The following is an 18,108-nucleotide window of genomic DNA, read 5'->3' on the forward strand; positions in this document are numbered from 1 at the left end:
CATCCTTCGGCGAAAAAAAATAATTCAGTAATATTGCGGAACAATTGCTAAATCGAATTAGATACACAAAAAGACCAATTTCAGCAAAAATAACGATTAAATTAAACTAGCTAATCAATGTTTTGAAAAGACATGAAATACCGACGAGCTACCTCATTTATGACCAGTTTCATCACCGACTTTGAACACTTACTATTAAAGTAAAAAAGGATAACGATCTCATGCCTAACAGTTAAATATCATTATAAACACAAACAACAAATCTTAAATTTATGACAAAACACAGCAAATGGATTGCTTTATGCAGCATTCCTATTCTAGGTTACGTTATGGCCACACAAGACCTCTACGCCGCCGCACGACCTACTCCCTCAGTAGATCATGAAACACCTTTTCAGCAACGCACTGTTCGAGGGAAAATCAGCAATGTAGACGGAACTCTTCCGCTCATTGGTGCCAGCATCAAGATCAAAGACATGCCAGGCGGAACATCTACCAACCAAGAGGGTCTGTTTGAGCTGGCCTTGCCGCAGCCGCAAGTAACCCTCATTATCTCATCCATTGGGTACATTACAAAGGAAGTTGCCGTTACTGATCAGCAAAACCTAAACGTCCAGCTACAAGAAGATGCCAACAACTTAGAGGAGGTGGTGGTAGTAGGTTATGGCTCATTGGATAAACGCGAGCTTACCAGTGCCGTATCCAGTATCAAGCAGCGCGATTTAGTGGCAGGTACGGTATCTCCCCTATTGGCCATCCAGGGGAAAGTCCCAGGTCTTAACATTTCTTCCAATAATGGATCCGATCCAAACGCTAATGTTTCCATACAGCTACGGGGAGTAAACTCAGTAAAAGCCTCACAGGGCCCTCTAGTAGTTATTGACGGTGTTCCCGGAGGAGACATTAATTCTGTCGCGAAGGAAGATATTGAATCCATCAACGTACTTCGTGACGCATCTGCAGCAGCAATCTATGGTACACGGGCCTCAGGAGGTGTCATTCTCGTTACCACAAAACGACCGCAGATAGGCAAGGCAGCAGTTAATTTCACTTCCGAGTACTTTATCGAAAGTGTCCGCAAACGCCCCGATCTCCTTTCGGCGGAAGAGTACCTGGCCCATGGCCTAGGGCAGGACAATGGCGCCCGCACCGACTGGTACGACGTCGTTACCAACAAGAATCCGTTCAGCCATCGGCAGGTAGTAAATGTAAGCGGCGGCTCCGAAAATGCGAACGTTTACACCACCTTCTTCAAACGAGATGCCAAGGGGATTTCCATTGGCTCCCAACGCGGCGAGATTGGTGGAAGGGTGAACAGCAACTTCAAATTCTTCGATGGCCGCGCGGAGCTAAGTACCAATTTTAGTTATAATCAAGTGGATGCCGACTTCCCAGGAAATGGGGCACCTGGCGATTTCCGTGATGAGAACAACAGCTTATATAACATTGCAATCGGCCTAGATCCAACCATTTCACCTTACGATGCTTCCGATCCCTCCGGCTATAATGTCTTAACCGGTGGTTATAATACCTGGAACCCTTTGGCAGAGGTGATGCTGCGCAAAAAGCAAAATCAGTACCGCTACCTGCTAGCAAATGCAACATTGAAAGTAAACCTCACGCAGGATCTCTACACCACAGCCATGGTGGGTATTAAGAACAATAGCGAGCATCCCACTTTCTTCCGCTCTGCCCAGCACCGCGTTTCGCGCGAGCAAAATGTGGATGGGTATGCAAAACAAGAATATAAGCGTTGGCAAGACCGCATTGTGGAATGGACGCTGAATTATAGCAAACGATTTGATGAACATCAAATCTCCGCAGTGGCCGGCTATAGCTACCAAGATTTCAATGGACAGGGATTCTGGGCGGAGAACTCCAATTTCCCGGTCGATGGATTGGAAGAAAACGACATGGGCTCCGGTACCTGGCTGGCCGACGGTCGCGCAGGACTGGGCTCATGGAAAGATCCATGGGTTAAACTCGCCGCTTTCTTCGGGCGTGTCAATTACTCATTCAAAGATCGTTATATCATCACAGCAAATCTGCGCCATGAAGGCTCTTCAAAATTCGCTCCCGGCAACCGTTGGGGCACCTTCCCCGGTGTATCGGCCGGTTGGCGTCTTAGTCAGGAACCCTTTATGCGTAAGCTCACATTCATTGACGACATCAAAATCCGTGCTGGTTATGGTGAAACCGGAAACGAAGGCTTCGGCGCCGAAGTATCGACCCGCGTGTACTCTGCCGACACCTGGTGGCCATTCGCCGGTAACTGGAATCGTACCTTTGGTGTTAAACACAACCAGAACCCAGGTATCCGTTGGGAAGTCAAAAAAGAATATAATGTCGGCATGGACTTTACCATCCTGAACAATAAGTTAAGCGGTCGATTTGATTACTACAAGCGCGTCATAGACGATTTGATTTACGAAATCAGTGTTTCCCAACCACCCGCCATCCATGATAAAACCACGATAAATGTAGGCAGCATGGAAAACCAAGGTTTCGAGTTTGAACTAAACTACAACGTCGTGAACAAGAACGATTGGACCTACACCACATCCATCGTTGCCTCCCATAATAAAAGTAACTTACGCACCCTCTCGGGCAGCCAGACCTTTATGGATAGCAAAAACTTTCCGTCACCGGGATCCCCTGGTACGGCGGTACGGCTTTATCCCGGCGAAGCAATCGGCCAATTTTATATTTGGCAATTTGCAGGTTTTACCGATGACGGCCAATGGTTACTATATAATAAAAACAATGAAGTGATCCCAGCAAGCGATAAGAAAATCGAAGATAAACGCTTCATCGGAAACGGTATCCCGAAATTGCAATTATCATGGAACCATTCCATATCCTATAAAAACTGGGATGCCAGCGTCTACCTACGTAGCTGGTTGGGTTATGATGTATTTAACATGATGAAGATGTACAATGGCATTGCGAACGTGACAGGTAGAAATGTATTAAAAAGTGCCTATGATGAACTTGCCAACGTAAAAGGCGAAAAGCAGTTGAGTGATTACTGGCTTGAAAACGGAAATTTCCTCAAGGTAGATGCCATCAGTTTAGGCTATACCTTCAATAAAAATTGGATCGACCCTTTTAAAAACATCCGCGTATATGCAACAGGAAGAGACCTTTTCGTTTTCACCAAATATAGCGGCCTCGATCCCGAAGTCAATATCAATGGCTTAGAACCGGGATTTGAAAACCTCGATGTGTATCCACGCACCCGCACTTTCATGTTCGGTTTACAAGCAAGTTTTTAACCATTAACGAAGACAATCATGAATAAGCTTTTCACATATACCCTACTACCGCTGCTGTTACTCTTAAGCAGTTGCACCAAGCTCGATCAGGAGTTTTACAGCCAAGTTACACCCGAAACCTTTTTCAAGAGTGAAAAAGATATCCTTGCAGCACTCAACCGACCCTTCACCCATGCCCGCTGGTATCTGGGCGAAGACCGCTGGCAATTACAGGAACAAACTGCAGACAACTTTGCCATTACCACCAAAGGCCCTCACTGGTATAATGGCGGTACTAATGAGCGTTTTCATTACCACACCTGGACACCCGACGAAGGATGGATCTGGGGAACCTGGCGTGGCACGCTCATGGGTATAGCATTGGCCTTAGATGCCCGTAGCGATCTAGAGAAATTAGACTATACCAAATTCGCCTTGACGCCCGAAGATCAAGCGGCACACGTCAATCAGCTTAATACCCTGATTGCCTATTTTTATTTGCGTGGACTCGATTATTTCGGCGGAATGCCCATTTTCAATAATCTGGAAGGTGAAAACTTACCACGCAATACAGATCAGGAAGTATTCAACCACATCGAGCAGCTGTTAAAAACTGCCATGACAGCATTGCCTAAGAAAGAAGGCGGACAGAAAGAACAGGGAGAGCTGAAGCAAGCTGCTGCGGCCACCATGCTGGCGCAACTCTATTTCAACGCCGAGGCCTATATAGGTAAACCCATGTATGCTGAGTGCCAGCAGTTGGCCCAGGCTATTATCGATGGCCAGTATGGACCTTATCAGCTCGATCCTACCTGGTACGGCCCCCATGGTTTCAAAAACGATGGATCGCCCGAAATTATCTGGTCGATACCTTCTGAGTTCAATAAGTTGCAGTACGACTGGTTTTACAGCAATTTTTATCATTATAACAGTCGCGAATACTTCGATCAGGATATGGGGGCAGATAACGGTACCCATTTAAGTCCTTCCCGTCGTCCAGATTCCAGTTTATACAAAAATGAATGGAAGCTCGGTTCACCTTTCGAAAAATTCGATGCGGTTGACCTTCGCAAAAAGCCCTATCATTACTTAGGAAGCGGCAATTACGAAGGTATGTTCCTGGTTGGGCGACAAACAAAACCTGACGGCGGTACCATCCTAGGTACGCAGGAATATAAAGATAGGGCGCTTGCTCTACTTGACCAAGTGGGTCGTTTCAGCGAAGTTGGCGCCGGCAAAAAATACAGTGCCATTTCCCAGCTCCCGTCCAAAATGTCGGAAGGCGAAGAGAACACAGGCATCCGTTTGGTAAAGGTTCCTATCCCTACCTTAGCCGAAAACACCTTACGTTGGGGGGCGGATAATCCTGCCATCCGGCTGACGGAAGTATATTACATGTTGGCCGAATGCAAATGGCGCAGTGGCGACCTCGCTGGTGCAGCCGAACTTATTAATACGGTTAGAAAACGTAATTTTGAAAACGGAGTAGACCCTAATCCGGTGCGTGCCGACAACCTCGACAAATACCGCTTTTTAGATGAGTGGAGTATTGAGTTTCTGGGTGAAGGCCGCAGGCGCACAGACCTGATTCGGTGGAACATGTTCACTACCGAAACTTGGTGGGATCATAAAGCTTCTCAATCAGACCACCTGAAGCGATTCCCTGTGCCTACACAGGCCATTTCAGGAAACAATAATTTAACCCAAAATCCCGGTTACTAATATAGAAATCCATAAAGCCCTTGAAGATGCGTTGCCGCTGCATCTTCAAGGGCTTTTTTCTTGTTCAAGCAAACCAAACAACTTGTTTATATGGTTTCAAAAAGGGATAGTTTTTTAAAAAAGTAAAAAAATGTTAAATCTACCGGACAGGCCGAAGCTTGGTACAGGTTTTGTAACTATATCGTTATCAACACCAACTGCTATGTGTTTAACGTTAGAATCATTAGGTGCCCTTTTGGAAGCTGATGTACAGGCAGACTGTACAGGAACCTTTAGGTATATTACACTAAAGGATGATTATATTATTTCAGAAAATCTCGTAACGAAAGAACTCGAAGTTAACGATCTACATATTTATGAATGGGAGTCATTGTCCATGAAGCATTTAAAAGGTATGTTTCATGGGGAGCCGCTGAAAATATAGATGAAAATTAATTTTCCTCCGTACCTGAAGGCACGGAGAAAATGACTAACATTACGATTCTTCTTTACCTTCTTTTGCTGCGAAAGAGAGTTACAAACCGAGAAGCTAGCTTCGAGCTCATGAATGCCATTAAAACAAACACTCAATGAATAAAGATCAAGGCGTCACGGTTTTCGCTAAAAATGGCTTTCCCTACTTGTTCCGTGAGGCCATTTTTTCCTACGCGCTAGAGCCCCGTGATTTCATCACTCGCAACTCATAACTGGCAACTCACAACTTATTAAATGAGGCCTCTCATAACCAATAACGGGTAACGAATAACTAATAGCGGGTAACTGACAACTCATAACTTAGACAGGGCTTAGGCCGTACTGAGGTAGGGTGATTGCAGGGTCGCTATAGGGTCATTGCAGGAAGATTGTATAGTGGTTCTATAGTGAAGCTAGCAAGAAGCTATAGTCATCCTAGCAAGATGCTATACCGGGGCTAGGCTCATTAAAGGCTGCAAGCCCAGTGAGCGTTGCAGCCTTTTTATTAGCGGTCGCGCAGTGTATTGCGGATGGCTTCTATTACTTCATTTTCGAGGTATATGTCTTTGCCGTCTAATTTATAGGCTTTCAGTACCTTTTTCTTTTTGAGATGATATAGCTTCGTATCTCCTATTTTGAGCATATTTATCGGCATTATCGAGTACCCGTGGAGATGTACAATGCATACAGTTCCGTGGAGCCTGAGATAGGGATTTTTGGAAAGAAGAGTATACTAAGCAATATCAAGAAAATCAAATCCTTAAAGAAGAATTTGAAAAGTTGAAAAAGGCTAAGGGCAAAGAATAAACTAAAAATGAAAGCTCAGTTGTTGCCAAGGTTTCATTTTTATTCTACTTCAAATAACATAAACCTTTCAGATCATTCGTATAATACAGGTCGTATTTTGAAAACAGCTTCTGGTATCTTTTTATGAAACGAATTTGAATGTGTACAAGGCATAGTGAAGTTTAAGAACCAGATGAACTTCCTATACCAAAAATGAAGAATAATAAACAAAAAGACAATGGACAACGATTACGTGTAAAGCAATAAAAAAGAAGTGTCCAATCAATCAGGATTAAAACTTTATTGAGAGCTCCAAGTGACCACCTAAACCGGTTTCAACAATTTTTTGAAGTGTTGAAAAACGGACCTCCTTAATATTGTTTTCAATTTTTGAAATATACGATTTGGATGTGCCAACTTTATTTGCCAGTTCTTCCTGTGTCAATCCTTTTTCAATCCGGGCTTCATGTATTAAAGCACCGATTTTAAAGTTCTCATAGCCAGAATCAAGTACCTCACGTTTTTCGGAACCACGTTTACCATAGTGCTTATCCTTGAATTGGTCGAGTGTCATGATGTCACTTTTTACTGATTTCATACTCTTCTTTTATCTTAAGTGCCTTTTTAATTTCCTGTTTAGGTGTCTTCTGCGTTTTCTTTTGAAATCCGTTTGCCAAAACCACCAAATTACCCTGGTCAAAAAAACAGAAAATGCGAAAAATGTCATTCCCTTGTTGAACTCTGATCTCAAAAAGTCCATCTGTATTCTCCATGTGTCTGAGATACGTTTCATAATACTTTTGTGCGTTATCATGAACACGGGAGACAGAATAGCAGTCCTAAAACCTTTTATCTGGCAATTTCAGACGCCACTGCCTTCATCTTAAGCGTGGTAATCTTAAATGGACTTTTTACCGCAGCATGTGCAGCTTGTCTAGCAACTTCAGCTTCTTCGGGAGTGACTTTTTCCGGATGATAGCGATCGGTAGGTGCCTCTTCTCCAAATAGTGATTCAAACCAAGTACAAGCAGCAATAAACCGTCCAATATGCAGATTCAGATGATAGCCGTCCCTGGTGAGATTATCACCCAGAAAAGTAGTACGGGCATCTTGAATAGCCGTTCCTGACGGTACAAGAACGTCAAAATGGAATTCTTTTTTTGCTTGAGCAGAAGCTTTCATGATAGCCTGATACATCCGTTGCTGGTCTTTTCCATAGTTAGCAAATCCAGCATGCGTAGAATTAGGCGCATAAGCCCACGTTTGATGCCATATATACCGAACATTAGGGGCATCTACACTGTCTAAGAAATGCTTTATGCCCGTAAGCGGTTCAACATATGTATCAAACATACCGGATAAACGACTTGCTTGTTGAATGGAAATATAATCCCATCGCTCACTTTGCAGCGCTGTAAGAATACTTACCTTATTGCTGGTAGATTTAAGGCCATCTGCTGCAATTTTCCGATAGCGATAAGCATTTTTATTTCCCTGTATATTTTTCCAATGGAGCGATAATGGGGCACCGCCGATATATAAGTTTCCGATAACGATCTTTTTTCCTGCAGCATCGGCCAATTCATGGAGGTACTGTTCTACAGCATCTTCAGAAAAACTGTTACCAATGGCCAATACCCGTATCGTATCTCCTGCAGCTGGCTGACCGTATACCAGGGACAGCGGAGCGAATACGATAAATAAGATATTTAATACGAATTTTATCTTAAACATATCGGCAAAGGTAAAGAATTTATCAGCGCTATTTCCTAAAAAGTAGGGCAACCTGTTCTCCACCCGCCATGATGGTCATTTGTAAGGTCTCATTGCTGTCGTTCAGTACAATGTTCGCTTGCTGCCGCTCGTCGCCGTCTATCAAATAATAGGTGCCGTTTTCATTTAGCCAGGCAGATTGAAGCGTTTCTGTCTGACAGTTGCCCGCACTTTCGTCCGGTACGGAGAGCGTCAGGTTCATGTTGTTTTCATCGATCGTCAAACGTGAATCACGAAAGCATGCACGGTCGGTTACATCAACGGCTTCCGTGCCATCGTATATCGCCCGTAGGTTCCAGGCGCCGATAGCGGGATCGCTTACTTTTAATTGTTCGTCATCCTCTTTTGAACAGGAAAGGTTGGTTGTAATCAATACCACTGCAAAAAGCATTTTCAGAAAGGTTGGGGCTGTTTTCATCTGCAAAATTTTACTATTAATAATTGTAAGTTCTTTTAACGAGCCGGCCTCACCGACACCCATCTCGTTAACAGCAACTAAATTAAGGAGATTAGACAATCCTGTAAATCGCAGAAAACCTTTGTTTTAACTCATGGATTTCAGGGATACCGCATCTGTATCTCAGTTCACCGAAAAATTCCAGCCCTTTACCGGGTTCTTCTTTCCGTTCGCCTATTTCTCATAGGCCAGCGATGCTTAATACCCTAATTTGAATCAACAAACAAAACGTAAACATATTTTAACAAGGGCATAAAAGAAATTAATTATGAACACTTTAAAAACGAACATCATGAAAACCTTAATGACAACTTTCTTCGCAGCATTTATCTTTGTATCGGCAAGCGCCTTTACAAAAGCTGAAAACAAATCATCCCGTTTAGCCACCGCAGATAACAGTATAAATCTGTACATCGAAACCATCACAAATGGAAATGTGGAAAACATGGATACGCTTTTCGGTAGCCAGTTCATTCTGAACACCAACGCTAATGGCAAAGTTATTAGCCACAGTAAAACACAAATCATTGGTTTTTTAAAAGGACAAAAAAATGTAAAACAAAACTGTAGTGCTACCTATATTGTAATGGAACAAAGTGAGGATTATTCAATCGCTAAAGTAGAAATGAAATACCGTGATTTCACCAAAGTAGATTATGTAACATTCAGTAAGGAAGGTACTGATTGGAAAGTTAACCAGGTAGTTACTACTTACAAGTAAAAACAACATCTTCTGCAGGAAGTCAATCATATAAATTAAATCCCTAAAATTACTTTAAGTACTTTAGGGATTTATCGGTTATTCTAAATACTACAACAATAGGGTCATTCATCAAACAAGCGTTTCCTATCCGTATTGAATTGCTATTGTGAAATCCATTCACTAAATTTGTATTATGGAAGCTGTAGTAATTCATCCAAAAAACAAAGAGCAATTAGCTGCGCTGAAAGCCTTTGCCAAGGCATTGAAGATGGATTTCGAAACCAAAGTAACCGAAACCCAATACGATCCTGAATTTGTAAAACAAGTTTTGGCCGCTGATAAATCAGCAAAAAAAGGCAATGTCACGAGGATTAAAGATGCCAAAAACATATGGGCAGATATTCTATAGACGTTGAGAAAAAAGCAAGAAAACAACTGGCTGAAATCCATAAGTCCGGTAATAAATCCGATATCAGGAAAGTAGAAGTCATTTTCGAAGAATTAACAGAACACCCAGAGACAGGAACAGGTAACCCCGAACAATTGAAACATGAACTATCAGGGTTCTGGTCAAGGCGTATCAATTCAAAAGATAGGCTCGTTTATAAAATCAACGACTTGCAAATAGTCGTCACCGTGGTTTCTGCTAAGGGGCATTACAGCGATAGATAAAGGTCATTGCGTCAAAAGAAGTTTTATAAAGCGGTATCCGGTCATCAGGATACCGCTTATTTTTTATTAATGTGCCTTTAACTCTAAGTATACCGGTCGGTGATCTGAGCGCGCAGCGGTAAAGTCATCCTTAATAAAATCTGCTTTGATGAGGTCCGATTTCAGATCTTTACTAATATAGATGTAGTCTATCCGTGATGAATAATTCTGTGGCGAGGTAGCATGGGCAGCATCTATGAATCCCGCATCCAACATCTTTTGTTGTACGGTATAGTCGATGGCCCTACCATTAACCAGGTTTTCATGAAATGAATATTTCTTAGCCGCTTCCTGATAACGCTGTATTAATTTACCATCGGCGTAAAGATTACTATCTAAAGGTGACAGCGAATTAAAGTCACCCATCAACATCCAAGGGCCATCCATGTATTTCCTGGCTTTCACTGTTTGAAGTATTACATCAATCTCCTCCCTTCGCTTCCAAAATTTGTGGGGGGATAAATGAAGTACGATTATATTGTATCCATTTGTTTTCGCTACAATAAAACCATGGTGCATATTATCCAACACTTTTTCAACCGCTACTATGGGAAACTTGGAGGTCAGTGCAACAGGGTAACCATCTTCTTTCAGTAATACAGCGTAAGGATGACCGTAGCTACGAGCAAGCTCTTCCAATTTCTTTTGGGTAAAGCGGTTGCATTCCTGAAGTGCCACAATTGAAGGATTCTGGCTTTTGATCCAGTTTGAAAACACAACTTTACCGGCTGTACTATCTTTTCGCATACCTTCAAAAATGTTGTAGCTAATAACCTTCATAGACTGTTGCGCATACCCTATAGTTAGACTCAGTAGCAAGATGACCCCAACAAAAGATACGGCACGAGCGAATCTTTTCATTATACATTGATTATTCATATGAATTATTTTAGAAATACCATTACTGTCCGGTATATGCCGGATTTGTTAACACCCCCTGTGACCGTAACACTTCTCTATCTGGAATGGGGTAGTACGCGTGATACGGGCGCAAATTAGTGGCAATTACCTCATATTCATTAGCCGTAGTTGATTTTACCGCATCATAAAATATCCCCCATCTCACCAAGTCCCATTTCCGTCCATACTCACCCATCAACTCACGTGCGCGCTCGTCTTTTATTTCTTGGAAGAATGAGTCCTTGCCCGGATAATTTGTCAGCTTATACATTTCAGAGGCCCTTCCTTTCACTTCATTTAAACACGACATCGCCAAATTAGCATCGCCCAATTCATTGGCACATTCTGCCATCATCAACAGTGCATCGGCATATCTAAAGACCTTCTGATTGTTACCATCGGCTATATTGTCCATCCCGGGGCACCAGAATTTAGGGCCCATCCAAGGCTTACCGGTCCCATTATTAGAAAGCGGCCGCTCAAAAGGCTGACCATTGTAATTATAGGCGAGGATAATATTACGGCGAGGATCATTTAGGTCATACAATGACACATAATAGGCAGAAGGGGTTATTGAGTTAAAAGGATTTGCTTTAGAACCCAATTCAGGTATAGATACGCCATCATAAATAGCCGTTCCCGACTTTTTCGTAGGTGTGAAAAAGCAGGCCACTGTTGATGTTTTCTTTAACCCGGTGGCCGACCATGTAAATTGTACTTCAAAAATAGATTCGGCTGTGTTTTTATTTCTAAAGTAGGTATCTTCCAGCGGATATTGTGCTAAGGCCCCATATATCTTCTGGACTTCTTTCAGTGCGTTCAATGCTACCTCATATTCCTTGTTCCACATAGCCATTTTGGCTAACAACATATAAGCCATAGGAGCAGATATTCTATTATCCGGCACGTCCGCAGTTTTCTTATTCGGTAAGTGAGGGGCATATTGCTGTAACTGTTCAATCAGTACACTTCTCGTTTCAGTAGCATCCATTCTACCGAGTTTCATAACCTTATCCAATACCTCCAGGTTAGATACATCATCTTCATAAAACGGCACATCACCAAATGTACTGGTGAGAATATAAAAATACAGTCCACGTAATACAATAGCCTCTCCAATTAAAGCGGGTTTGCGGTCTTCAGCAATACCGGCACCTTCTATGCCTTTAATCGCCGCGTTGCAATACATAACACCTTTGTAGCATTGCTCCCACACCGCCTGTCCCATCCCTGGATTAGCAGGCGAGATCTCGAATTTCGCATCCAACTGAGAAGAATTTAAAAATGCCAGATCTGTACAGGCCTCATTGGCAACCATCAAGTTAGCGGAAAATATAGCCGTTAGCGGGTTATAACATCCATTTAGCGCCGCTATACATTGGCTTTCATTGTTAAAAAACTGGTCGGGAGATACAAAGCTCTCCGCTTCTTCATTTAGTGTTTTTTTGCACGACAATAGCATACTTGTAACTGTCAGGAAGCAGACAAGCAAGAAGCGGCTTTTAATTATAATGTTCATTTCTTTTGCTTAACTAGTTAAAACTTCAATTCTGCACTGAACACAATGGTTCTACTATTCGGATAAGCTCCATTATCCATCCGACGAATTGTTGAGCCACCACTTTGCGTTGAGATTTCCGGATCGTATCCGTTATAATCCTTCCATAGGTATAAGTTATTCCCACTGGCAGTCAACGTCAAGGTATTGAGTGCCCTTATAATTTTCTGAAGATTAAAGGTGTAGCTAACAGACGCATTTTTCAAGCGTAAAAAAGTGGCACTATGCACAAATCGGTCATTCGGAATGTCATCTTTTGAATCTGCCCTCGGGTAGTCTGAAGTAGGATTTCTTACCGGATGCCAAGCATTTGTCATGTATTCAAATTGATTGGATAGGTAAGTGCCCGTGCCCATAAATAGTTCAACAGGGTTATAGATCTTACCACCCAGGGAATAGTTTAAATAAAAGCTTACATTAAACCCTTTTATGTTAAAGCTATTCTGAATTCCGCCGTATAAAACAGGATCGGCATTACCCAAGTATACAAGATCGTTATTATCCAAAATTCCATCTTGATTTTGATCAATGTAGCGCTGTCGACCAGGACTGTAATAACTTACGGCAGAGGAGGCGTAACGCTTATCGCTTTTATTCTGTTCAATTTCGTCCGTAGATTTCCATACCCCACCATATTGCATCCCCCATAATGCATTGAGTGGCTGTCCTTTTACGTAGCCATACATCATATACTGCGCTCCATATGGATTATCATATGCCGACACCCTATCGAGCCCACCAATATCATCCACTAACTGCTTATTATGCGCCAACGTAAAAGAAGAAGACCAGCTAAATGATTTTCGTTCGATATTTCTTGAATTAACAGTCAGTTCCACACCACGATTGGACGTTTTTCCGATGTTGCTTAGGCGACTGGTATATCCCGTATGGGAAGGTAGTTGCACGGTTAACAAAAGGTCGGATGTTTTTGACTGATAGGCTTCTATTGTAAAATCTAAACGATTATTTAAAACCGTTACATCCAATCCTGCATTATAGGTAGCTGTCTTTTCCCAGGTTAGCCCTTCATTGGCGATTCTTGAAGGTAAATAGGCAACCGGCGTGGCACCATTAAAAATATAACCGTTCGATATGGAGTTCATCATTGCCAAAGATTGGTATCGGGCAATCGCATCATTCCCTGAAACACCCGCGCTTAATCGTAATGCCAATTGATTGATTGCCTTAAATCCTTTCAAAAACTTTTCTTCTTTAAGATTCCACTTGAATGCTGCTGACGGAAAAAAGCCCCACTTATGATTGTCAGCAAAGTTGGAGCCCCCATCGGCCCGGCCGGAAATAGTTAGGTAGTAGCGACTTTTATAATTGTAATTAATTCTGGCAAGATTAGCTAAGCGTGTTTGGTCTTCCAAATTCGAGGCAATATTAACAGTCTCCTTTGAAGGTACGGCTGCCAGGTCGTTCGTGTTAACCTCATCGATAAAATAGCCGTCGGCATTAACAGACATATCTACATATCGGAATGTTTGATAAGTAAACCCATACAGCACATCTACATGATGATCGTTCCATGTCTTGGTATAATTGATGGTGTTTTCATTTAGAATATTTTGTGTTCTATATGCTCTTTTATAGGCATATGCTCCAGTATTTTTGCTGGCACGCGTCGGTAGCGTTGAAGGATAAAAATTATCATCAAATCGATTATAGTCATAGAAGGAGACCGAACTTCTAATTTTGATATTATTAATAGGTTTTACCTCTACGTAAAACATGGATGACAGTCCCTTTTTTAGCTGATCTCTGCGCTGCAGCTTGGAGTTTGCCAGTGGCGAATCGAACAGGGTACCGCTGTACCACTGACTATTCCAATCGTTGAAACTTCCATCTTCTTTATAAGCAGGTATGGTTGGTGCCAAAAAGATGGTAGATTTATACCATAATGTACTCGTGCCAATGTCGGCCTTATTGATTGCATGATCTATATAGGAATAATTAAACCGTATACCCGATTTTACATATTTATTAAATGTTTTATCCAAGTTTAATCTCGCTTGATAGCGGCGCAACCCACTATTTATGATGATGCCCTGATTATCATTTACATTGAATGAAAAATAGTATTGCGTAGATTTATCTCCCCCTGCAGCGGATAATGTATGATTTTGATAAGGTGCACTTCGGGTGATTTCTTTGGTCCAATTTGTTCCTTCTCCCAAGGCTGACGGATCGGGAAAAGGATACTCTTCGATGGGTTTAGACTGATTGGCCGTGCTGGCAAAATAAAATCGATCATTTTGTAGCTGAGCAAACTCTGTTGCATTCATGAGATCTAGAAAACGTGGGAGTTTTGAGGTTCCAATATCTGAGCGAAAGGTAAAATTGGTTTTTCCGTCAGTTCGCCCACCCTTCGTGGTAACCAGTATCACCCCATTGCTTCCCCTTGAGCCATAAATAGCGGTGGAAGAAGCATCTTTTAGCACCTGAATAGATGCTACATCACTTGGATTTAATTCATTTAAATCGCTGATGGCATCCATCACCCCATCAACGACGTATAGCGGTTCGTTTGTTGCAGAAATAGATCGTGTACCGCGAATCCGTATGGACGTTCCAGCACCCGGTTCGCCGCTCGTAGACATAATTTCAGCTCCTGCAATACGTCCTTGCAGCATTTGATCCACCCGTGTTACCGGAATATTGCGCAAGTCTTCCGTGTTCACCACCGACACTGCGCCTGTTAGATCTCTTTTCCTAACAGCACCATACCCAATTACCACCACCTCGTCCAAATCATTTGCCTTAGCGGTTAGGTATACGGTCAGTTCTTTATTATCGTTAACTGCTATATTTTTTCCGAGATAACCCAAATATTGAAATTGTAATGTGTCTCCTGGTTTGGCAGCTATGGAAAAAAGTCCCTGACTATTCGATAGTACACTCATTTGTGACCGTGTATTTTTAACGGTTACAGACGTGAGAAAGATACCGGTATTACTCAACACCTTACCTGTAATACGGACATCTTGTTTTACGCTGATTCCGGTAAATGCAGGTTCTGTTCTAGCAACTTTCAACTGAATATTAAAATCACCAATTTGTGAAATTTCACCCTTATATCCCTTTAATAATTTTTTTAAAATCTCTGCCACAGGCGTATCTTTTGCCTGTACGTTTACACGTTGCTCATCATCCAACGCATCCGCATTGTAACCAATCAGAAAATCAGTTTTCTGTTCAATAATGGAAAAAGCTTGTTTAAGTGTAATATTTTGAGCGTGGAAGTCAATCGTCTTATTGTATATAGTTGTTTGTCCTTCACTGGCCAATGATATTGTTGTAAATAAAAACGTTATTGCAATTGCCAAACGCATAACATGAAGTAATTTGGATAAAAAAATAAAGAGCCAAGCCGGTCTTCGGAATAAATTTTGCATTTTTGATTGTTAATGATTAAGTAGATCGTTAATTACATGAGGCATTAGTATTGCCTTGTTTAAGCGGATAATGTTGGTAGCATTATCCGCTACTTATTAATCTTTTCTTCTTTTTTTACATAGGCACCTTACATTGATTAAGCTTTAGTATATATTGTTGTCCTTTTTGTTGTATGAGCGAAGCCGCACTCAAATCAGCTAGTATTTTAGCAGCAGTATTTGACGGAATATTGTTAAAATCAACCGTATATCTACAAGCGTGCTGGGCTGTTCCTTCTAGTACAATTGAAATATTATAAAAGCGATTTAGTACCGACACAATTTCAGATACGGTCTTTTTCTCAAAATGAAGCTTATTATTTATCCATCCTTTAACATGTTGTGCATTAACCTTTTGCATTGTATATTTCTTATCTCTTTTATCAAATACAATCATTTGATTTGGTTGTAGAATGTAAGCGTTATTCCGCTTCGCAGCATCCATAGCATCAACTTTCACCCTTCCTGATGCAACGGTAATACACATCTTATTATCTTGTGGATAAGCGCTTACATTGAAAGACGTTCCGAGCACTTGGGTCTTGCTACTGCTACTGTAAACAAAAAAGGGTAATTGATCATTCTTTTCTACCTCAAAAAAAGCTTCTCCCTCCAACCATATGGATCTGGTAGTCTTACCAAAGTCGCTCGGGATATGCGCTACCGATGCAGCATTGAGTATCATCACGCTCCCATCTTTCAATGTGATGGTTTTCCGCTTTCCATTCGCGGTTTTTATCTCCACCATATCAATTTTGGGAATGTCGCTGTATGTTTTTCTACCTACCGCCAGCCAAATAGAAATAACCAAAATACAAAGCGCTGCAACACCTATTAAAGATTTTGCCCACATATGTTTCCGTGAAAAAACACGTAATTCTCTCTTTTCAGATTCCTTTTTAACAAAAGTCCGGCGCTTGATCTTCTCAAATACTTCCTGCTCATTGAAGTCAGGAAAATCAGCCTTTGTTTCAAGCTTTTGTGCTTCCTCGTTAAAATATTGTTCAACCAGCCGTGCTAACTCCTCTGTTGATATTTTTCTTTTTCTTGCCATGTATCTAGGTGATAGATGCAAAAAAAAGGTTTACCCCCTAAGCGTGTATTGCAATTTTTAAAATGGAAATAAAAAAATGGTTAATAGTAAAAAATGTTGAAGAAAAATCCTCATTGCTCTGAGGGCGATGGTCATTTGGTTTTCTACGGTCTTAATGGAAATTTGGAGGCGTTCTGCTATCTCTCGGTTTGATAATTGTTCTATTCTACTTAAGCTAAAAATTTCTTTACACCTTTTAGGAAGCAGGTCTATCTCTTTCTGGAAAGATTGTTGTAATTCTTTAGTATGCACATAATCTTCTATAGTTTCCGATGCTTTTAATTCTAAAAGTAGTTCCTCGTTCAAAAGATATTTCTTTCGCCTTACTGCCATTAGTACTTGGTTTTTCATGCTTATATATAAGTAAGGTTTGAGCGATGAAATATGAAGCACGTCACGCTTTATCCATAAATTAATAAAAAGTTCTTGTATTAAATCTTCACATAACTCCTTATCATTTAGCAGCTGATATGCCGAACGGTAAAGCGCTTTTGCGTAGCGCTCATATATACATTGAAAAGCATATTCATCGCCATTAAACAATCCATTGGCCAACTCCTGATCAGTATATATTCGGCTCTGTTTTATCATAAAAGGTTAAACCATCTTTATTGATTTATCCCCGAATGCTAATAGTCTATTTTCAAGTGTACAACAAAACTCCATACTATGTAAAACCTCAATTATCACAAAGTTCTTTTTTGAATGTGCATGGCAAAACTAATATTCACGTATTAAATTTGTATTACCTCCATATTAGGAAACGAGATTCTATAGCGTGTGTTCGGCGCAGGAGATAGTCGTCATTGTTTGTGGGACAATTTATAGTTGCTGAGTCGCCTATTAGGTTATCATATACGCCTCCATAATATAATCCAACAAGCTATACACACTAGACTTTGCCACAACATCCTCTGCGCCATTTTCCTTCATTAAAGATATATCATGAAAATCATCGCTCGATGTATAGCCTATCACCTTAATCATTGCGTTGTATTTCTTGATGCAGGCAGTCGTCTCTATACCTCCCATATTAGGCATTTTTAAGTCAATAATACATACATCCGGTAATGTGGTACATAACTTTAACTTGCCAACAAAATCCTGCCCATCTGTTGCATCAAATAAAAGCTTAAACCTACTATCTTTCCGAATTAAGGAATTCAATATAAAACGTTGGAATTTGTCGTCGTCGGCAATTGCGATATAGATTAAATGATTGTTTTGGTTGGCTCTCATGATTATAATTGGCTTAGTA

General features: G+C 41.2%; 16 protein-coding genes and 1 pseudogene. 6 read left to right on the forward strand and 11 right to left on the reverse strand.

Going from position 1 to position 18,108, the window contains the following annotated elements; genetic code table 11:
• Window positions 1-272: 272 nt before the first annotated feature.
• The 3 genes from BMY50_RS19355 (at window position 273) to BMY50_RS19365 (ending at window position 5,400) form a co-directional block, all read left to right on the forward strand.
• The gene (locus tag BMY50_RS19355; RefSeq protein WP_093327770.1) at window positions 273-3,275 is read left to right on the forward strand and encodes a SusC/RagA family TonB-linked outer membrane protein; all 3,003 of its coding nucleotides are present in this window, start codon (window positions 273-275) and stop codon (window positions 3,273-3,275) included.
• 18 nt (window positions 3,276-3,293) lie between these two features.
• On the forward strand, window positions 3,294-4,976 hold the full coding sequence (locus BMY50_RS19360; RefSeq protein ID WP_093327773.1) for a RagB/SusD family nutrient uptake outer membrane protein: 1,683 nt from the start codon (window positions 3,294-3,296) through the stop codon (window positions 4,974-4,976).
• 130 nt (window positions 4,977-5,106) lie between these two features.
• On the forward strand, window positions 5,107-5,400 hold the full coding sequence (locus BMY50_RS19365) for a hypothetical protein (protein WP_093327776.1): 294 nt from the start codon (window positions 5,107-5,109) through the stop codon (window positions 5,398-5,400).
• 534 nt (window positions 5,401-5,934) lie between these two features.
• On the opposite strand, the gene BMY50_RS28185 is transcribed toward BMY50_RS19365, so the two are convergent.
• From BMY50_RS28185 to BMY50_RS19385, 5 genes and pseudogenes are all read right to left on the reverse strand, one after another.
• Window positions 5,935-6,072, reverse strand: a complete 138-nt coding sequence (locus BMY50_RS28185) for a hypothetical protein (RefSeq protein WP_162276639.1) — start codon at window positions 6,070-6,072, stop codon at window positions 5,935-5,937.
• A 435-nt stretch (window positions 6,073-6,507) separates the two neighbouring features.
• A complete protein-coding gene (locus tag BMY50_RS19370; protein ID WP_238383826.1) occupies window positions 6,508-6,789 on the reverse strand; it encodes a helix-turn-helix domain-containing protein in 282 nt (93 codons plus the stop codon).
• 4 nt (window positions 6,790-6,793) lie between these two features.
• A pseudogene (locus tag BMY50_RS19375) lies at window positions 6,794-7,003 on the reverse strand (type II toxin-antitoxin system RelE/ParE family toxin); the annotation flags it as partial.
• Between the two features lie 61 nt (window positions 7,004-7,064).
• Entirely contained in the window at window positions 7,065-7,949 is an 885-nt protein-coding gene (locus BMY50_RS19380) for a DUF4886 domain-containing protein (protein ID WP_093328205.1), read from the reverse strand.
• A gap of 28 nt (window positions 7,950-7,977) precedes the next feature.
• Complete coding sequence (locus tag BMY50_RS19385) at window positions 7,978-8,406, reverse strand: lipocalin family protein (RefSeq protein ID WP_139202299.1); 429 nt, start codon at window positions 8,404-8,406, stop codon at window positions 7,978-7,980.
• Window positions 8,407-8,713: 307 nt separating this feature from the next.
• Here BMY50_RS19385 and BMY50_RS19390 point away from each other — a divergent pair, with 307 nt between their 5' ends.
• The 3 genes from BMY50_RS19390 (at window position 8,714) to BMY50_RS19400 (ending at window position 9,820) form a co-directional block, all read left to right on the forward strand.
• Entirely contained in the window at window positions 8,714-9,166 is a 453-nt protein-coding gene (locus BMY50_RS19390) for a nuclear transport factor 2 family protein (protein WP_093327785.1), read from the forward strand.
• 175 nt (window positions 9,167-9,341) lie between these two features.
• Window positions 9,342-9,557: a DUF2683 family protein gene (locus BMY50_RS19395; protein ID WP_093327787.1), complete on the forward strand. Its 216-nt coding sequence runs from the start codon at window positions 9,342-9,344 to the stop codon at window positions 9,555-9,557.
• Window positions 9,539-9,820, forward strand: coding sequence for a Txe/YoeB family addiction module toxin (locus BMY50_RS19400; RefSeq protein ID WP_093327790.1), 282 nt, complete (start codon window positions 9,539-9,541; stop codon window positions 9,818-9,820). Before BMY50_RS19395 ends, BMY50_RS19400 begins: the two co-directional genes overlap by 19 nt.
• A gap of 66 nt (window positions 9,821-9,886) precedes the next feature.
• Here the strand turns inward: BMY50_RS19400 and BMY50_RS19405 are convergent, their stop codons facing one another.
• The 6 genes from BMY50_RS19405 to BMY50_RS19430 all read right to left on the reverse strand — a co-directional run bounded on the left by BMY50_RS19405 (window position 9,887) and on the right by BMY50_RS19430 (window position 18,089).
• Complete coding sequence (locus BMY50_RS19405; protein ID WP_093327793.1) at window positions 9,887-10,720, reverse strand: endonuclease/exonuclease/phosphatase family protein; 834 nt, start codon at window positions 10,718-10,720, stop codon at window positions 9,887-9,889.
• 40 nt (window positions 10,721-10,760) lie between these two features.
• Window positions 10,761-12,278 (reverse strand): RagB/SusD family nutrient uptake outer membrane protein, encoded by a 1,518-nt coding sequence (locus BMY50_RS19410; RefSeq protein ID WP_093327796.1) that lies wholly within the window; start codon window positions 12,276-12,278, stop codon window positions 10,761-10,763.
• 17 nt (window positions 12,279-12,295) lie between these two features.
• Window positions 12,296-15,718 (reverse strand): SusC/RagA family TonB-linked outer membrane protein, encoded by a 3,423-nt coding sequence (locus BMY50_RS19415; RefSeq protein ID WP_093327799.1) that lies wholly within the window; start codon window positions 15,716-15,718, stop codon window positions 12,296-12,298.
• Window positions 15,719-15,833: 115 nt separating this feature from the next.
• Complete coding sequence (locus BMY50_RS19420) at window positions 15,834-16,811, reverse strand: FecR family protein (RefSeq protein ID WP_093327802.1); 978 nt, start codon at window positions 16,809-16,811, stop codon at window positions 15,834-15,836.
• Between the two features lie 57 nt (window positions 16,812-16,868).
• Window positions 16,869-17,441 carry an RNA polymerase sigma factor gene (locus BMY50_RS19425; protein ID WP_093327806.1) on the reverse strand — a complete coding sequence of 191 codons (573 nt, stop codon included), beginning with the start codon at window positions 17,439-17,441 and terminating at the stop codon, window positions 16,869-16,871.
• A gap of 252 nt (window positions 17,442-17,693) precedes the next feature.
• Window positions 17,694-18,089 carry a response regulator transcription factor gene (locus tag BMY50_RS19430; protein ID WP_093327809.1) on the reverse strand — a complete coding sequence of 132 codons (396 nt, stop codon included), beginning with the start codon at window positions 18,087-18,089 and terminating at the stop codon, window positions 17,694-17,696.
• Window positions 18,090-18,108: the final 19 nt, after the last annotated feature.

The sequence above is a fragment of the Olivibacter domesticus genome (genome assembly GCF_900109575.1).
In the GTDB taxonomy this organism is placed as follows: Bacteria; Bacteroidota; Bacteroidia; order Sphingobacteriales; family Sphingobacteriaceae; genus Olivibacter; species Olivibacter domesticus.

Bases quoted from the DNA above. Each gene is read 5' to 3' on its own strand.
- BMY50_RS19355 (WP_093327770.1), top strand. From the start codon at position 273: ATGACAAAACACAGCAAATGGATTGCTTTATGCAGCATTCCTATTCTA.
- BMY50_RS19360 (WP_093327773.1), top strand. From the start codon at position 3,294: ATGAATAAGCTTTTCACATATACCCTACTACCGCTGCTGTTACTCTTA.
- BMY50_RS19365 (WP_093327776.1), top strand. From the start codon at position 5,107: ATGTTAAATCTACCGGACAGGCCGAAGCTTGGTACAGGTTTTGTAACT.
- BMY50_RS28185 (WP_162276639.1), bottom strand. From the start codon at position 6,072: ATGCTCAAAATAGGAGATACGAAGCTATATCATCTCAAAAAGAAAAAG.
- BMY50_RS19370 (WP_238383826.1), bottom strand. From the start codon at position 6,789: ATGACACTCGACCAATTCAAGGATAAGCACTATGGTAAACGTGGTTCC.
- BMY50_RS19380 (WP_093328205.1), bottom strand. From the start codon at position 7,949: ATGTTTAAGATAAAATTCGTATTAAATATCTTATTTATCGTATTCGCT.
- BMY50_RS19385 (WP_139202299.1), bottom strand. From the start codon at position 8,406: ATGAAAACAGCCCCAACCTTTCTGAAAATGCTTTTTGCAGTGGTATTG.
- BMY50_RS19390 (WP_093327785.1), top strand. From the start codon at position 8,714: ATGAACACTTTAAAAACGAACATCATGAAAACCTTAATGACAACTTTC.
- BMY50_RS19395 (WP_093327787.1), top strand. From the start codon at position 9,342: ATGGAAGCTGTAGTAATTCATCCAAAAAACAAAGAGCAATTAGCTGCG.
- BMY50_RS19400 (WP_093327790.1), top strand. From the start codon at position 9,539: ATGGGCAGATATTCTATAGACGTTGAGAAAAAAGCAAGAAAACAACTG.
- BMY50_RS19405 (WP_093327793.1), bottom strand. From the start codon at position 10,720: ATGAAAAGATTCGCTCGTGCCGTATCTTTTGTTGGGGTCATCTTGCTA.
- BMY50_RS19410 (WP_093327796.1), bottom strand. From the start codon at position 12,278: ATGAACATTATAATTAAAAGCCGCTTCTTGCTTGTCTGCTTCCTGACA.
- BMY50_RS19415 (WP_093327799.1), bottom strand. From the start codon at position 15,718: ATGCAAAATTTATTCCGAAGACCGGCTTGGCTCTTTATTTTTTTATCC.
- BMY50_RS19420 (WP_093327802.1), bottom strand. From the start codon at position 16,811: ATGGCAAGAAAAAGAAAAATATCAACAGAGGAGTTAGCACGGCTGGTT.
- BMY50_RS19425 (WP_093327806.1), bottom strand. From the start codon at position 17,441: ATGATAAAACAGAGCCGAATATATACTGATCAGGAGTTGGCCAATGGA.
- BMY50_RS19430 (WP_093327809.1), bottom strand. From the start codon at position 18,089: ATGAGAGCCAACCAAAACAATCATTTAATCTATATCGCAATTGCCGAC.